Source organism: Marisediminicola senii (assembly GCF_011057645.1).
GTDB classification, from domain to species: Bacteria; Actinomycetota; Actinomycetes; order Actinomycetales; family Microbacteriaceae; genus Marisediminicola; species Marisediminicola senii.
The window spans coordinates 24,691-41,194 of the sequence record NZ_JAALGE010000010.1; the positions used below are offsets into that span (position 1 = coordinate 24,691).

The 16,504-nt window shown below is 70.5% G+C and carries 14 protein-coding genes; 9 read left to right on the forward strand and 5 right to left on the reverse strand.

The features are described from left to right. Position 1: 1 nt before the first annotated feature. Positions 2-793 (forward strand): sirohydrochlorin chelatase, encoded by a 792-nt coding sequence (locus G5S38_RS05740; RefSeq protein ID WP_165065683.1) that lies wholly within the window; start codon positions 2-4, stop codon positions 791-793. Here G5S38_RS05740 and G5S38_RS05745 read toward each other — a convergent pair. The 4 genes from G5S38_RS05745 to G5S38_RS05760 all read right to left on the reverse strand — a co-directional run bounded on the left by G5S38_RS05745 (position 714) and on the right by G5S38_RS05760 (position 4,212). Then, complete coding sequence (locus tag G5S38_RS05745; RefSeq protein WP_165065686.1) at positions 714-1,703, reverse strand: epimerase; 990 nt, start codon at positions 1,701-1,703, stop codon at positions 714-716. The genes G5S38_RS05740 and G5S38_RS05745 overlap by 80 nt on opposite strands. A 43-nt stretch (positions 1,704-1,746) precedes the next feature. After that, positions 1,747-2,313, reverse strand: a complete 567-nt coding sequence (locus G5S38_RS05750) for a P-loop NTPase family protein (protein ID WP_201276597.1) — start codon at positions 2,311-2,313, stop codon at positions 1,747-1,749. 95 nt (positions 2,314-2,408) lie between these two features. Then, entirely contained in the window at positions 2,409-2,975 is a 567-nt protein-coding gene (locus G5S38_RS05755; RefSeq protein WP_165065690.1) for a DUF4870 domain-containing protein, read from the reverse strand. Between the two features lie 124 nt (positions 2,976-3,099). Beyond that, a complete protein-coding gene (locus G5S38_RS05760; RefSeq protein ID WP_235928925.1) occupies positions 3,100-4,212 on the reverse strand; it encodes a Gfo/Idh/MocA family protein in 1,113 nt (370 codons plus the stop codon). Between the two features lie 246 nt (positions 4,213-4,458). On the opposite strand from G5S38_RS05760, the gene G5S38_RS05765 reads away from it, so the two are divergent. Then, the gene (locus G5S38_RS05765) at positions 4,459-4,740 is read left to right on the forward strand and encodes an acylphosphatase (protein ID WP_165065696.1); all 282 of its coding nucleotides are present in this window, start codon (positions 4,459-4,461) and stop codon (positions 4,738-4,740) included. Positions 4,741-4,762: 22 nt separating this feature from the next. Here G5S38_RS05765 and G5S38_RS05770 read toward each other — a convergent pair whose 3' ends face one another. Next, on the reverse strand, positions 4,763-5,461 hold the full coding sequence (locus G5S38_RS05770) for an endonuclease/exonuclease/phosphatase family protein (protein ID WP_165065762.1): 699 nt from the start codon (positions 5,459-5,461) through the stop codon (positions 4,763-4,765). Between the two features lie 219 nt (positions 5,462-5,680). Here G5S38_RS05770 and G5S38_RS05775 point away from each other — a divergent pair, with 219 nt between their 5' ends. The 7 genes from G5S38_RS05775 to G5S38_RS05805 all read left to right on the forward strand — a co-directional run bounded on the left by G5S38_RS05775 (position 5,681) and on the right by G5S38_RS05805 (position 16,483). Further along, positions 5,681-8,143 (forward strand): phosphoketolase family protein, encoded by a 2,463-nt coding sequence (locus G5S38_RS05775; RefSeq protein ID WP_165065699.1) that lies wholly within the window; start codon positions 5,681-5,683, stop codon positions 8,141-8,143. 213 nt (positions 8,144-8,356) lie between these two features. Next, positions 8,357-9,550: a glycosyltransferase family protein gene (locus G5S38_RS05780; protein WP_165065702.1), complete on the forward strand. Its 1,194-nt coding sequence runs from the start codon at positions 8,357-8,359 to the stop codon at positions 9,548-9,550. A gap of 127 nt (positions 9,551-9,677) precedes the next feature. Beyond that, positions 9,678-10,964, forward strand: coding sequence for a glycosyltransferase (locus tag G5S38_RS05785; protein WP_165065765.1), 1,287 nt, complete (start codon positions 9,678-9,680; stop codon positions 10,962-10,964). Beyond that, positions 10,964-12,196, forward strand: a complete 1,233-nt coding sequence (locus G5S38_RS05790) for a glycosyltransferase family 4 protein (protein ID WP_165065705.1) — start codon at positions 10,964-10,966, stop codon at positions 12,194-12,196. Before G5S38_RS05785 ends, G5S38_RS05790 begins: the two co-directional genes overlap by 1 nt. Then, a complete protein-coding gene (locus G5S38_RS05795; protein WP_165065707.1) occupies positions 12,193-14,001 on the forward strand; it encodes an ABC transporter ATP-binding protein in 1,809 nt (602 codons plus the stop codon). The genes G5S38_RS05790 and G5S38_RS05795 overlap by 4 nt, the downstream gene beginning before the upstream one ends. Next, positions 13,998-15,332 carry a phosphotransferase family protein gene (locus tag G5S38_RS05800; protein ID WP_165065710.1) on the forward strand — a complete coding sequence of 445 codons (1,335 nt, stop codon included), beginning with the start codon at positions 13,998-14,000 and terminating at the stop codon, positions 15,330-15,332. The genes G5S38_RS05795 and G5S38_RS05800 overlap by 4 nt, the downstream gene beginning before the upstream one ends. Continuing rightward, positions 15,329-16,483, forward strand: coding sequence for a phosphotransferase (locus G5S38_RS05805; RefSeq protein ID WP_165065713.1), 1,155 nt, complete (start codon positions 15,329-15,331; stop codon positions 16,481-16,483). Before G5S38_RS05800 ends, G5S38_RS05805 begins: the two co-directional genes overlap by 4 nt. The last annotated feature ends 21 nt before the right edge of the window (positions 16,484-16,504 follow it).

Below are 16,504 nucleotides of genomic sequence, written 5' to 3' on the forward strand. Positions count from 1 at the left end.
CATGCCCATCCCCGACCCCATCCCCGACCCCCCAGCCCTGCTCGCCATCTCGCACGGGACGTCGTTGCCGACGGGCCAGCTCGCGGTGTCGAACCTCGTCGACGCGGTGGCGCGCGAGACCGTGGTGCGCGTCGAGCCCGGGTGCGTCGACGTGCAGATGCCCGACGTGCCCGCCGTTCTGTCGTCGCTTGATGATGGGCAGGATGCCGTCATCGTTCCTCTGCTGCTCAGCGCCGGGTTCCACGTGCACGTCGACCTCGTGAACGAGGCCGCGGCGGTGGATCGTGACGTCACCATCGCCCGCGCCCTCGGACCGGATGACCGCATCGTGCGCGTGCTTGCCCGTCGGCTCGGGCAGGCCAGGTTGCGCCGCGGCGACGCCGTCGTGCTGGGGTGTGCGGGGTCGACCGACGCACGCGCCGTCGAGGATTGCTTCGAGATGGCCCGGCGCCTCAGTGCGATGATCCACCGCCAGGTCGAGGTGGGCTTCATCAGTGCCGCGCGCCCCCGGCTGCCCGAGGCGATCGCCACGGCACGCAAGGCCAACCCGGGAGCCCGCGTCGTCGTGAGCACCTACCTGTTGGCGCCCGGGTACTTCAACGATCTCGCGCACGGCATGGGGGCCGACGCGGCGACAGACCCGCTGCTCGTCGCAGACCACCCGGCACCGCCGGAACTGGTGTCGGTCGTGCTCGACCGGTACGCCGAGGTCGCTACGACCGCGGTCGCCCCGCCACGTCGGCCGCTGCGGGCGGGAACGTCGGCCAGCGGAACTCGTACCCGGACGCGGTGAGGGTGCCCGGCAGCACCCATCGGCTCTTGAGCACGAGTTCGGGCTCGGTTCGCAGCACGAACATGGCGGGCTCCAGCATCCACCTGAATGCGGGCAGGCCGAACGGGGCCCGCACCACCCGCCGCAGGGTCTGCATGAGCGAGCGGTTGTCGGTCGGATTCGGCGCGGTCACGTTGACCGGCCCGGCGACGGATTCGGTGTCGCGAATGAAGCGCACCGCCCCGACCACGTCGTCGATGTGCACCCAGCTGAACTTCTGGCGGCCGCGCGAGCGGTAGCGCTTCGGAGTGCCGTCGCCCGACGGGGATGGCCCGATCCCCCGGTAGCGGCGGTGCGCGAACCACCAGCCGTCGAATTGCGGCCCACCGAGGCCGAGCCGTGCGAGGCGCAGCAGCAGCGTGGTGGCTGGGCCATCGCCGAGCACGATCGACATGCGCAGCGCTGCCCGCCGGGTGCCCGGCAGGTCGCCGTCGAAGAACTCGGCCTCCCAGGTGCGGGCGACGTCGGATGAGAAGCCGGTGCCGAGCTCTCCCCCGTTCTCGGTCATCGGGCGGTCGAGCGAGTACCGGTAGATGGTCGCGGTGCTCGCGTTGAGCCAGAGGCGCGGGGGCGTGGCGCTCGCCGCGATGGCGTCGCGCAGCTGCCGGGTGGTGTCGACGCGGGAACGCAGGATCTCGTCGCGGTTGCGGGTGGTGTAGCGGCAGTTGACGCTCTTGCCGGCGAGGTTGATCACCAGGTCGGCGCCGTCGACGGCGCGGCGCACGGCGTCGTCGTCCGACCAGTCGACGTCAGCGCCGCTCCTGCCGATCGTGACGACGGGGTGGCCGTCGGCGGCGAGATCGGCTGCCAGCCGCCTGCCGATGAATCCCGATGCTCCCGCGATGACGACCGTGCCCGTGTTCTGTTCCACCGGCCCAGCGTAGGTGGCGAAGTCTCACGAATGACGCCGGGGGTCAGCGACACGCGGCCGCGAGCGGCCCGGCGAGCCAGCGCTCGATCTCGCCCTGCGACCGCAGCTGCACGATCACGAGGCGGCCGTTCGCCGCGTCGAGGGCGGGAATGCGCTCGGTGTACTTGTGCCGGGTCGTGAACGACCAGCGCACGATGTGTTCGGGATCGGTGAAGATCGTGTGCAGCGCGGGCTCGATGTTTCCATTCCAGAGCCGTTGCCGCAGCATCCGTCGCCTGAGGGTCCGGCGGATGACCCGGGGAAGCGTGACCCGCCAGAACGGCGGGTCGACCCAGACCATCAGGTCGGCGCTATCGGCGAGGAGCGGCCGGGCGGTGTTGTACTGCCACTCGGTGGTCCACGATTCGGTGGCGATCATGGCGTGCACGTCGTCGAGGAACTCGGGGCGAGGCACCCAGCCCGCGCCGTGGAAGAGGGCGTCGATCTCGGTGTGCGGGCCGCCGGTGACGGCCGAGATGCGCGCGGCGAGGGTGGTCTTGCCCGACCCTGACACGCCGGCGACGACCACCCTGCGCGGTCGATGCGGCAGGGGGTCGGAGGCGGTGAGCACCGGATGAGCCTACGGTGCGGGTGGGGCGGGCTGTGGCGTGCGATTTGCGCTGTCGGCTGCGGCGCCTGGCTTACGTCGCGGGGTGCGTGCCCGGCCTACGCGGCCGGCTGCGGCGCCCGGCGGAAGAATGGGATCGCGATCGGGTTGGTGAACACCTGGCGGCGGTTGCACTTGACGAGTCCGACGATCGACACGATGAGGTGGGCGGTCGCGAGGATGGGGTAGATCGCGATCGGCAGCGCCGGGGCCGCGCCGCTCTCGCTGTCGGCGAACAGGGCGATCGACAGTGCGATCAGTACCGCCATCACGAGCGAGACCACGATCATGGTGAGTCCCCAGTTCGCGGCGTTGCGGGCATTCTCGGCGGCGAGCGGGGACTTGCGTCGCTGTCCGGGGTAGACGGCGGCCATCACGATGCCGGCGATGACCAGGTTGAAGAACGGAATGGGAATGTAGGCGAGGAAGCCGAGCCCGTACGGCAGCGCACCGGTCGATGCCGCATCGGCCGTCGCCTGGTGCGGGTTGACCGGCGGGCGCGTGTCGGCGATGGCCGCGTCGACCTCGTTGCGCGAGTACCCGTCGGCCGTCATGTCTGCGCGGAACTTCTGCTCCGCGGGCGTCTCGTAGGCGGGCATTCCGGCGTGCGGCTCGTGGGTGCTCATGCCCGAAGCATAGGTGGATGCCTCGACGAACCCTTAGGAAGACACGGCTCGCCGGGCAGCCGGCGCGGTGGCGCGCCTATCAGCGCGGCATGGCGCCTGATCCGCGGCACCTACTCCCCGGCGCCTACTCCGCGACGGGCGGCGCCCACACCTGCCGGGTGGTCCGCACGCTCTGCCCGGTCGCGATCGACTCGCGCATCACCGACTGCAGGTAGAAGTCCTGCGATGCCTCGGCGAGGCTGTACACCTGCGGTCCCCCGCGCACGTAGGCCGTCATGCCGTCGAGCACGGCGGCGATGGCCAGGTCGTCGTCGGCGAGCCGGGCCGGCAGGTAGGGGTTCGTGTAGAGCGTCGCGTCGCCCAGGGTGAGGCTGCGCAGGAACATGCCCTCGTGGTTACCAGATCCCCCGGCGAACTGCCGCTCGATGCGGGTGCTGAGTGGGCTCCGGTAGTCGGCCAGCGACCGCACCAGGTCGTCGCGTAGTTCGCCCCGCTCTCCCCTGGCGACGATTGTGTGCGAGCGGATCCACGACCGATACTGGTCGTCGTCGAAGTCGTAGGTGCCGACCCGGTCGCCGAAGTCGAAGCGCGCGGTGACGTGGCGTGACTTCGCGAGCAACTCTCCCTCGGGGTCACCCTGCCGGGTGGGTCCGGCGACGATGGTCGAGGCGAATTGGTGCGCGGTCACGGTGGCGTCGTCGAAGCCGATGCCCAGCATCCGTCGCAGCAGGCTCATGCCGTGGTAGTCGTGCGCGACCGACACGAGTACGTCGTTGACGAAACCGAGTCGCCCTGAGCGGGCCACATCGAGTTGCGCGCTGAGCAGCGGTTCGAGGTGGTATTGCTCGGCGACCTGGATGCGGGCTCCCGCGCGCACCAGGGCGTCGAGCGCTTCGAGCGACGCGATGTCGAGTGCCGGCGGTGTCTCGGCCAGCACGGGCAGCCCGCGTTCCGTGGCCTCGGTGATCACCTGGGGAGCGACCTGCGCCGGCACCGACACCACGACGTACTCCGGGGCCTCTGCGTCGAGCAGCTGGTCGAGCGTGCGGAACGTCGGCACGCCCCACTCCGCCTCGATGGGCTCGCCCGTTTCGGCGCTGCGGGTGACTACTCCGCAGACGGTGAACCGGTCGGGCAGTGCGGCGGCGATGCGCAGAAAGAACGAGGTGCGGTAGCCGCTGCCGACGATGGCGATCACGGCGGGCTCGGTGGAGTGGTTGCGGGTGGGATCGATCACGGACGGCGTCATTTCGTGGGGGCTGGGCGCAGCGACGGGGCGGGGAGGTAGGGCTAGGTAGGCGGGGTGAAGCGGGGAAAGTGGGGCGGGCAGAGCGGGAAGGACTGGCTGGGCAGGGCAGGGAGGTGGGGCTACTGGCCGGGTGCGGGATGTGCGGGGCCGGTCAGCCGGACTCATGCTTACACATGGAGTGGCCCGGGAGGTATGGGCTCGGCGCGTCGCTCCCGCACCGCATACCGTTGAGCCATGCAGAACGAGTCAGTGCGCCGCCGGGTCACCGTGCGCGGGCAGGTGCAGGCGGTGGGCTACCGCTGGAGCGCGAAACAGCAGGCAGACAGCATCGGCGCGCGCGGATTCGTGCGCAACCTGCCAGACGGGAGTGTCGAGCTCGAGGTCGAGGGCACGCCAGACGTGGTCGACCGCATGCTCGCGTGGGCGGCATCCGGCCCACCCCATGCCGTCGTCGAATCAGTGGATGCCACCGCTATCGAGCCGACCGGCGACGCAGGCTTCGACATCCGGCACTGACCGCGCAGCGTGTCGCGCGCTGCTACGCGATGGACCGCATCCGAACCTGCTCGGGGTACTCGGCGGTGACCAGGATCGGCATGTGGTCCGATGCGCCGCTGGGCAGGGTGGAGACGTTGTCGATGTCGAGGCCGACCGAGGTCACGAAGTCGAAGTGGCCCTTGAAGAACTTGTAGCGCGTGTAGGTGGTGGTGTCGCTGAGCGACAGGTCGTACCCCGACTTCGTCACGTGGGTGGTGAGGTGGTCCTTGAAGTACGGGTAGTTGTAGTCGCCGACCATCAGCATGGGGAGGTCCTCTCCCATGGTGCGCAGCTCGGCGTGGGCGGCACGGATCTGGTTGCGACGTAGCGAGTTGAGCGCGGTGAGCGGCGCGGCGTGGAACGACGCGACGACGACCTCGCGGTTCGACTCGGCGTCGACGAGGCGGGTGCCGATCAGGCGCTCGTGCGCGGGCGACAGCACGCGGTCGTGCAGCGATTTCTTGAGCGCGAAGGCGCGGGTCTCGATCGCGGTGAACCGGTCACGCCGGTAGTACACCGCGAGGCCGAGCCGGTTGCGCTTGGTCGAGTCGGCGAGGTGCAGCGCGCCGATCTCGGCGGGCAGGCTGGTGGTGTCGCATTCCTGCAGGCAGAGCACGTCGAGCTCGTTCTCGGTGGCCAGATCGACGAGCTCACCACGAGCGGTGTTCTTTCTGAGGTTGTAGCTAATGACTCGTAACAGGACGACCTCATAGGGCTTGAGTTATGGATTCGTGATGTGCAGCGAATGGAATCATACCCATGCGCGGCAGGAGTTCGATCGGCACACCACGGGCGATGCGCGGTGCCCGGTGAACATCGCGCGACCAATGCCCCAACCTCGGGAATACCGCAGCGCCGGGGGCCCCGAGTCCTACGATGGAGACGGCGCGCAACTCACGTTGCGCCCCGGGAGGACGTCATGACTACTGCCCTAGCCGAATCCACCACCTGGGTGTACCGCGACCCGGTTCCCCTCGAGGGAGAGGAGCTGACGCGGGTAGACGCGTGGTGGCGGGCAGCGAACTACCTCTCCGTCGGCCAGATATACCTCCTCGACAACCCCCTGCTGCGGGAGCCCCTCACCCGCGACCACGTGAAGCCGCGCCTGCTCGGCCATTGGGGAACCACGCCCGGCCTGAACTTCGTCTACGCACACCTCAACCGCGCGATCCTCGAGCGCGACCTCGACGCCCTGTACGTCGCGGGTCCAGGGCACGGCGGCCCGGGCATGGTGGCCAACGCCTGGCTCGACGGCACCTACTCGGAGATCTACTCGAAGGCCGACCAGACCGTCGCCGGCATGCAGCACCTGTTCCGCCAGTTCTCTTTTCCGGGCGGCATCCCCAGCCACGCGGCACCCGAGACGCCAGGGTCGATCCACGAGGGCGGCGAGCTCGGCTACGCGCTCTCGCACGCCTATGGTGCCGCATTCGACAACCCCGGCCTGCTGGTCGCCACCGTCGTCGGCGATGGGGAGGCCGAGACCGGTCCGCTCGCGACCGGCTGGCACTCCAACAAGTTCATCGACCCGCTACAGGACGGCGTCGTGCTGCCGATCCTGCACCTCAACGGATACAAGATCGCGAACCCGACCGTGCTCGCGCGCATCCCCGAAGAAGAGCTGCTCGACCTGATGCGCGGCTACGGCCACACCCCGCACATCGTCTCGGGCGGCTTCGACGGCGAAGACCCGTTCCTCGTGCACCAGCGGATGGCCGCGACCCTCGACACCGTGCTCAACGAGATCGCGGCGATCAAGAAGCAGGCGGCAGATGGCACGCTCGACGGCACCCCACGCTGGCCCATGATCATCCTGCGCACCCCCAAGGGCTGGACCTGCCCGCCCGAGATCGACGGCAAGCCCGTGGAGAACACCTGGCACGCGCACCAGGTGCCGCTGGCGAGCGCCCGCGACACCCCCGAGCACACCGCCATCCTCGAGGGCTGGATGAAGAAGTACCGCCCGGAGGAACTGTTCGACGACAACGGGGCCCCGACCGCGTTCATCACCGGCCTCGCCCCGGTCGGCGACAAGCGCATGAGCGCCACCCCACACGCCAACGGCGGGCTTCTCCGCCGCGAGCTGCGACTGCCCGACTTTCGTGACTACGCCGTCGACGTGCCGGAGCCCGGCGCGACCATCGGCGAGGCGACCACGGAGCTCGGCAAGTGGCTCGCCGACGTCATTCGCGAGAACCCCGACAACTTTCGGATCTTCGGCCCCGACGAGACGGCCTCGAACCGGCTGCAGGCGGTCTATACGGCCACCGACAAGCAGTGGAACGCTGCCATCTGGCCGGTCGACGAGCACCTCGCCCGCGCGGGCAGGGTCATGGAGATGCTGTCGGAGCACCAGTGCCAGGGCTGGCTCGAGGGCTACCTGCTCACCGGCCGACACGGGCTGTTCAACTGCTACGAGGCGTTCATCCACATCGTCGACTCGATGCTCAACCAGCACGCCAAGTGGCTCAAGGTCAGCAGCGAGATTCCGTGGCGCCGTTCCATCTCATCGCTGAACTACCTGCTGTCGTCGCATGTCTGGCGGCAGGACCACAACGGGTTCAGCCACCAGGACCCCGGGTTCATCGACCACGTGATCAACAAGAAGGCCGATGTCGTGCGCGTCTACCTGCCGGTGGATGCCAACACCCTCCTGTCGACGTACGACCACTGCCTGCGCTCCGTCGACTACGTGAACGTGGTCATCGCGGGTAAGCAACCCGGTCCGAACTGGCTGTCGATGGACGCCGCCGTCGAGCACTGCACCCGCGGGCTCGGCATCTGGGACTGGGCGGGCACCGACGTCGCCGGTGAGGACCCGGAGGTGGTTCTGGCCTGCGCGGGAGACGTGCCGACGATCGAGGCGTTGGCGGCGGCATCCATTCTTCGCGAATACCTGCCCGACCTGCGCGTGCGCTTCGTCAACGTGATCGACCTGATGCGACTGCAGGATTCGAGCGAGCACCCGCACGGGCTCTCGCACCGCGACTTCGACACCATCTTCACCACCGACAAGCCGGTGATCTTCGCGTACCACGGGTATCCGTGGCTGATCCATCGCCTCACCTACCGCCGTGCGGGGCACAATAACCTGCACGTGCGCGGGTTCAAGGAGGAGGGCACCACCACGACGCCGTTCGACATGCTGCTGCTCAACGACCTCGACCGGTACCGGCTCGTGATGGACGTGATCGACCGGGTTCCCGGGTTGCAGTCGCGTGCGGCCAGCCTGCGCCAGGACATGCAGGACCGACGGATGCGTGCCCGCGCGTACACCCGCGAGCACGGGGAGGACATCCCCGAGGTCGTGCAGTGGCAGTGGTCCGGCGACGGTGCGGGCGTGTCACAGGAGGCCGACGAGACCGGCGGGGACAACATCTGAGCACACCCCCTGGTGCAGTAACGCAGTAGCGCCGCGCGGTGATGCGATTGCGCGTGTAGCGCAGTAGCGCACGGGGTACAGCGGGGCGAACCAAAGAGGTTCATGAGAGATCTCTTTTGTTCGCCTCACTGCCACCTCATGTTCACTCCCGAATGTGGTGTCAGGTCGATCGCAGCCGACGCGATCGACACTCGCACCCCCGGGAGAAAACACATGGTCATCAGGGTTGTCCTGTACTCGCACGACTCCGTCGGCCTCGGGCACGTTCGCCGCAACCTCGCCATCGCGCACGCGCTTACCGAGACGCTGCCCGCGCTGACCGGCGAGAGCGTGAGCGGGTTGCTCGTGACCGGGCAGCCGTCTGCGACGTCGTTCCCGACCGCGCCCGGTTGGGACTGGCTAGTACTGCCCGGCATCACACCCGGCAGCGCGGGGTACGAGCCGCGTCACCTCTCCGTGGGCATGACCGCGCTGAGCAGCATCCGTGCCAACGTCATCAGGGTCGCGCTGCGGGAATTCTCGCCCGACCTGGTGATCGTCGACCGTCACCCGCTCGGCGCGCACGGCGAGCTCGAGGCGGCCCTCACGGCGCTGCGCACCGCCCGCCCCGACTGCGCCATCGTGCTCGGGCTGCGCGAGGTGCTCGACAAGCCCTCCGTCGCCCGCGCCGAATGGAAGGCGATCGGCGGGGCCGCGACGGTGCGGCGGCTGTTCGACGCCGTCTGGCTGTACGGCGACCCCGCGGTGCACGACGCCGCGACCACCGGCGAACTCCCCCGCGCGATCGCCGCGCTCGCCGAGCACACCGGGTACCTCTCCAACGGCAGGCCGGTCGGGCGCCCCTCTCGCCGCGCCAGGCGCGAAGAGCCGTTCGTGCTGACCATGGTCGGCGGTGGAGCCGACGGCGGCTTCCTCGCGACCGCTGCCGCCCAGGCCGAGGTGCCGGAGGGGTACCGCCACCTCATCGTGCTCGGCCCGCAGATGCCCGACGCGCATCGCCGTGAGGTGCGGGCGCTGGCCAAGCCGGGAACATCGGTGCTGCGCACGGTTCCCGACGGTCTCGCGCTGCTGCGCCAGGCGTCCGCCGTGGTCTGCATGGGCGGGTACAACTCGATCAGCGAGGTGCTGAGCACCACGGTTCCCGCGCTCGTCGTGCCCAGGGTCGCCCGCCGGCAGGAGCAGGCCATCCGGGCCCAGGCGCTCGCGAGGGTTGGCGCGATCGACGCGGCCGGTCCCGCGACCGTGACTCCCGAGTCGCTGGGTGCCTGGTTCGCCGCCAACGCCGGACGCACCGTGCACCGCGACGGCATCGACCGCGACGGACTGCGCGCGGTGGGCACCCTCGCCGGCACCTTGCTCACGGAGCGTCGGGCGATGACCGAGGGCGAGGCGCGCCATGCGGTCTGAGGTCGCGGAGGTCGGGGACGTCGCCGACGAGGTCGCGGAGGTCGCCGAGGTCGCGGAGGTCACACAGGTCACCGGGATCACGCAGGTCGCCGGGCGGCCCACCCCGCTCGTCGGGTACGTGCTCAAGATGTACCCGCGGTTCTCCGAGACCTTCGTCGTCTCCGAGATCCTCGCGCGGGAGGCCGCGGGCGAGGACATCGCGATCTTCTCGCTGCGCCCGCCCGTCGACCCGCGGTTTCACCCCGAGCTCGCTCGCATCACAGCGCCGGTGGTCTACATCGACCGCCCGACCAAGACCTCGGTGCTGTGGATGCAGCTGCGCAGCGCCGCGCTCGACGATCCCGACCTCGGGGCGGCGATCGCGCGGTGCCTGCCCGAGCTGCTCGCGGCTGAGGTCGATGACGCCGTGCAGGCCGTGATCCTCGCCCGCGCCGTGCTCGACGCCGGGGTCACGCACCTGCACGCGCACTTCGCCTCGCTCGCCACCACGGTCGCGCGCCTCGCTTCGATGCTCACCGGGGTGCCGTACTCCTTCACCGCACACGCCAAGGACCTCTTCCATGAATCGGTGGATGCCGCGGCCCTCGCCGACAAGCTGCGCGACGCCCACCACGTCGTCACGGTCTCGGACTACAACGACGTTCACCTGCGCGAGGCGTACCCCGACGAGACGGGTGCGCTGCACAGGCTCTACAACGGCCTCGAACTGCGGAGGTTCCCGTACCGCGAGGCTCGGCCGCGCGGTGGCCGGTTGCGAGTGGTCGCCGTCGGTCGCCTCGTCGAGAAGAAGGGCTTCGACCTGCTCATCGACGCCGCGGCGCTGCTGCACCTGCGCGGCATCGACCTCGACGTGCGCATCGCGGGCGGCGGGGAACTCGCCGACGCGCTCGCCGAACGCATCACGGCACTCGCCCTCGACGGCGTCGTCACGCTGCTCGGACCGCGCGCGCAGAGCGAGGTGGTCGGCATCCTCGACGACGCCGACGTTTTCGTCGCGCCCTGCATCGTCGGGTCGGACGGCAACGCCGACGGCCTGCCGACCACGATCCTCGAGGCGATGGCGATGGGCGTTCCGGTGGTATCCACCGACGTCACCGGCATTCCCGAGGTCGTGCGCGACGGTGAGACCGGCATCCTGTGCCGGGCGGGCGACGTGACCGACCTGGTGGACGCTATCGCACGGATCGCCGACGGGTCGGTGGACACGGTTCCGCTCGCCAGGGCCGCGCGGCACCTCGTCGAGCAACAGTTCGACTCGGTCAACCAGGCAGCGCGGCTGCGCGAGCTGGTTCGGGGCGGAGCAGGAGTCGCTGGTTCGGGCTCCGACGCCGGTGCGGGTGCCGATGCCGGTGCGGGTATCGACTCCCCCGGGGCCAGCCCCTCGACCTCCGAACTGACCGGGGCGGTGGCCTGATGCGCGTCGCGTACGTGTGCGCCGACCCCGGTATCGCGGTGTTCGGCACCAAGGGCGCCTCCGTGCACGTGCAGGAGATCGTGCGGGCGTTCCGCGAGCGCGGCGACACCGTGACGGTGTATTGCACCCGCCGGGGAGACGCGATTCCCGTCGACCTGTGCGACCTGCCCGTGATCGAGAGCCGGGCGAAGGCCGAGAACGCCGCCGACCGCGAGGTCGCGATCGCGAACGCTGCCGCCACCCTCGCGCAGGCCGCCATCGCGGACGGCTGCGACCTGGTCTACGAGCGCTACTCGCTCTTCAGTACGGCCGCGGCATCCATTCGCGACGCCCTTGGCGTGCCCACCGTGCTCGAGGTGAACTCGCCCCTCATCGAGGAACAGCGGCAGCACCGGGTGCTCGTCGACGAAGCGGGTGCCCGCGCGGCCACCGCGGTCGCGATCGACTCCGCCGACGTTGTCGCGTGCGTGTCGCAGCCCGTCGCCGACTGGGCCGCGCGCTTTCGCACCCGGCAGCCCGACCGCGTGATCGTCGCCGCGAACGGGGTCAACACCCGGCGCATCCGCCCGGCGACCCCGTCGGCCCCGGCCGATCTTGCGGCTGCGGCCACCCCGTCGGCCGAGGACGATGGATGCCTCACCGTCGGGTTCGTCGGAACCCTCAAGCCCTGGCACGGTGTCGATGCGCTCATCCGGGCCACCGCGCTGGCCGGCGGGCGCTGGCGCGTGCTCATCGTCGGCGACGGGCCGGAACGCGACGCAGTGCAGCACCTCGCCGAGACCCTCGGGGTCGACGTCGAGTTTACCGGCGCTGTCGCACCGGCCGGCATTCCGCACCAGCTCGCCCGGTTCGACGTGGCGGTCGCGCCGTACCCGGCGGCGGGTGCCGACCAGTACTTCTCGCCGCTCAAGCTCTATGAGTACCTCGCCGCCGGACTCCCGATCGTCGCCTCGCGCATTGGGCAAATCCCCTCGGTGATCGACCACGGCCGCACCGGGCTGCTCGTCGAGGCGGGAGACGATCGCGCACTGGCCGACGCGCTGCTGCGGCTGCGAGACGACGCGTCACTGCGGCGGCTACTCGGGGTCGCGGCCCGCGAGCTCGCGGTGCGCGACCACGACTGGGTGACGGTGCTGCGCGGCATCCTGCACCCCCTCGGCCTCCACGGCGAAGCCCCGGAGCACCTATCCGCACGCAATGACCTGACCATGCAAGGAGGAGCACGGCGATGACCTCGAGAACTCCCGGCGCGCTGCGCAGGACCCTGCGCATCGTGCGCCCGCACCTCGGCAAGCACTGGCTGCTCATCACTGGCGGTCTGATTGCGCTGATGACCCAGGTCGCGATGGCCGTGCTCGAACCCTGGCCGGTGAAGTGGGTCATCGATGCGGTGACGAAGAGCCTCGGTGCCGACATCGCCGGGAGCGCGTCGGTGCCCGCGGCAACCCTTCCGCTGCTGCTCGGGTGCGGGGCAGCATTCATCGGGCTCGCCGCGATGCGCGCTCTGAGCAGCTACCTCACCACCGTCGCGTTCGCACTCGTCGGCTCGCGGGTCGCCACCGACCTGCGTGCGCGGGTGTTCGGGCACGTGCAGATGCTGTCGCTGCGGTACCACTCGGTGACCCCCGCCGGCGATACCGTGCAGCGCCTGGTCGGCGACATCGGCCGGCTTCAGGAGGTCGCCGTGACGGCCGGGCTCCCGCTCGTCGGCAATGTCATCACCTTCGTCGTGCTGTCGGCCGTGATGCTGTGGCTCGACCCGCTGCTGGCGATGGTCATCGTCGGTGCCGCGATCCTCTACCTGCTGATCTCGCGTCGCAGCTCGAAGAAGATCACCGCGGCATCTCGAACCACCCGCAAGGGCGAGGGATCGCTTGCCAACACGGCGGCGGAGACCCTCGATGCCATTACCGTCGTGCAGGCGTACGGGCTGCAGTCGACCGTGTCCGGCGCCTTCCAGAGGGGCAACGAGAAGGCCCTCACCGAAGGGGTCAAGGGGCGCAAGCTCGCCGCGGGGCTCGAGCGCCGCACCGACGTGATCGTCGGCGTCGCGACGGCGATCGTGCTCGCGGGCGGCGGATGGCGGGTGCTCAACGGGCAGATGACACCGGGCGACCTCGTGCTGTTCCTGATGTACCTCAAGATCGCGATGAAGCCGCTCAAGGACCTCGCCAAGTACACCGGACGCATCGCGCGCGCCGCGGCATCCGGGGAGCGCGTGGGTGAGCTGCTCGACCAGTCCATCGACGTCACCGACCGGCCGGGGGCGCTGTCGATGACCGTGATGCACGGCACCGTCGCATTCAACGACGTGGTCGTTGACGACGGGCGCGACCGCGAGCTGTTCAGCGGACTGTCACTCACCATCCCCGCCGGGCAGACGGTGTGCCTGCTCGGACCGTCGGGTGCGGGCAAGTCCACCCTGGTCGGGCTGCTGCTGCGCATGCTCGACCCGCGGTCGGGTTCGGTGACGATCGACGGGGTCGACATCCGCGTGCACACGCTCGCCAGCCTGCGCGGGCAGGTGTCGGTGCTGCTGCAGGACTCGGTGCTGTTCGCGACCACGGTTCGCGAGAACATCCGCTACGGCCGGCTCGATGCCACCGACGAGGAGGTCGAGGAGGCCGCCCGCAGCGCGAACGCGTTCGAGTTCATCTCCGACCTCCCGCAGGGCTTCGACACCGTGCTCGGCGGGCGTGGCAACACCCTCTCGGGCGGGCAGCGGCAGCGCATCGCGATCGCGCGGGCGCTGCTGCGCGATGCGCCGATCGTGATCCTCGACGAGGCGACGACGGGACTCGACCCCGAGGGCCGCGCGCTCGTCGAGGCGTCGATTCGGGAGCTGACGCGCGGGCGCACCACGATCATGGTCACCCACGGCAGCCACGCGGTGCACGGTGCCGACCGGGTGCTGTGGCTCGAGAACAGTGCAATCGTCGAGGATGGCTCCCCCGCCGAACTACTGGCCACCCCCGGCAGCCGGCTCGGCGGCTGGTTGCAACAGCAGCAGGAACCCGTCGCGGAGGTCGTGCGATGACCGTGTGGGTGGGGCCGGCGGTGTCCGCAGGAGACATGGGGCGGGTCGGTGGAGCTGGGCGACATACCGGGGCGATGGATGCGGCGGCGCGAACCCGCGCGGCCGAGCGGGCACTCGAGCGCGCGGACCCCGCACAGCGTGCCCTCCCCGTTCTGTTCACCGCGGGCGCGCTGTCGCGGGCGGTCGGGCGCGATGTCTCGGTCACGCGCATCCGGTACAAGCCGGGGGCGAGCGTGGTCGTCGGGTTCGTGAGTGACGGGGGTGATGGCTCTGGTTCGGCGTCCGGATCTGGCTCGGTCGAGCACGGGTGGCTGGCCGGATACCACGACGACGCGAAGGTCGACAAGGTGCTGCGTGACGCAGAGGCGGTGGGCGCCGAGGCCAGACGCATCGCGCCCGGCATCGTGGTCGGAACGGCCGCCGCCGACCGGACCATCGCCACGCCGTTCGCGCGGCTGCGTGACGCGCATCCCGAGCTGGTGGCGTCGGCCCGCGTCATCCGTCACAACCCCATGCGACGCCTGGTCTTTCGCGGGATGGATGCCGGACAGCAGGTCGCGGTCAAGGTCACGCCGCGCTCGCACCGACCCGAGCTGTGCGCCGTCGAGCTGCTCGAGTTTCTCGGTGCGTGGGGGGTTCCCGTGCTGCCGCTGCGTCGCATGCGCGGGGTGCGCACGGCCGTCGCGAGCGAGTGGTGGGGAGACGGGGACCTCGCGGGTGCTGCGGGTGCCGCGGGTGCCGCGAGTACCGTTTCTGCTGCCGCGTTCGCCGCGGGCGAGGCGCTCGCCGCGCTGCATGTGCTCGGCGGTGTCGACGATCCGCTGGTGCAGCGTGTGCGCACCGGCGACGCCGCCCGGCATGCCCGACTGCGGACGTCGCCCGCCCGGGCCGCGGGCGCGATCGGGGCGATCGTGCCCGACCTCGGCGACCGGGCGGCCAGGCTCGCGCGGGTGCTGCGACCGCGGCTCGAGGCGGCGCGATCGCGGTGCCAGCCGACGCTGCTGCACGGCGACTTCTCACCCGACCAGGTGCTCGTCGGTGCGGGGCAGACCCGCCTCATCGATTTCGACGCCGTCACCTGGGACGCCCCGGAACGCGACCTCGGATCCTTCGCTGCTGTCGCGTTGATGCTCGGCCGGCCCGAACTCACGGAGTCGCTGGTCGACGGATACCGCGCGGCGGGTCGCTCCGTCGACGACGCCGCGCTGCGGGCGTGGACGGCGTTCGGCCTGCTCGGGCGTGCGGTCGAACCGTTCCGCGAGTACGAACCGCAGTGGGTGGCGGGCATCACCCGCATCGTCGCGGCGGCCGAGGCGGAGGTCGCGCGGTGAGGGTTCCTGCGGTCGTGATCGACGAGGCCGACGGATCCGTGTGGGAGGTGACGCGGGCCTGGCCCGACAAGGACGGCGCGGGAGGAGTGGATGGCGTGACGTTCGAGGCTCGTTCGTCGGCGACGCCGCACGTGCGTGGTGGACAGTGGGATGCTCCATCCGGCGCCACCCTGCACCCGGTCGGGGTCGACGACCGCCTGCCCGCGCTGGGTGCACTCGCCGGCGACGGTACGGTGCTGGTGCATCGGCCGGGTCGCCGAGCGGTCGTGAGGTCGGCCGACGGCGAGCGGTTCACGAAGGTCCTGCGACCGGGAAAGGCGAAGCGCGTCGCGGGCAGCGCGGTCGCCGCGGCAACGTTCGGCACGTCGTTCGCGGTGCCGAGACAGGTGGGAATGACTAGTGACACGGTGACCGTGGCATCCGTCGCCGGGCAATCGCTGTTCGACCTCGGGCGGGGCGGCTCGCGAGCGGTGAATGCGCGAGCGGTCGGTCCCGGGGCGGTCGACGCCGACGCTGTCAGCGCCGGCGCAGACCACACAGGCGCGAACGACACCGGCATCGTCGCGGCAGCGTGGAACGACTGGCGCCACGCCTGGGTCACCGCGGTCACGACACCGCTAGACCCGTCGACCCGGCGAGAGCTCCCCCGGCGCGACGCCGAGAGCGAGCTGGTGAGCGTGCGCGAGTGGACCGCGCGCATCGCCGGGGCGTTTCCGGCCGAGCGGACGACGCTCTCCGAGGTGGTCGACTCCCTCGAGGGGTGGATGCAGCAGCAACGGTCGACCGCGACGCAACCGGTGCTCGCCCACGCCGACCTGCACGACAAGCAGGTGCTGTGGGATGCGCGAGCGGGCGCCGCGATGATCGACTTCGACACGGTGTGCACGGCGGAGGCGGCACTGGATCTCGGCAACCTGCGCGCCCACGTCGCGCTGCGCGTTCGGCAGGGGCATCTCACGGAGGAGCGACTCGCGATCGCACGGGCGGCGATCGACGGAACGGCATCCGCTCTGGGGGTCGACCCGGAGCGCGTGCGCATATTTGAGCGAGCGACGATGGTGCGGCTCGGCTGCCTCTATGCGTACCGTCCGCGCTGGGCGGCCCTCGCCGCGCAACTGCGTGCCGAGGCCCTAGCTCACCCGCGCCCCTGACCGCGGCGCCCGGGCCGGAGC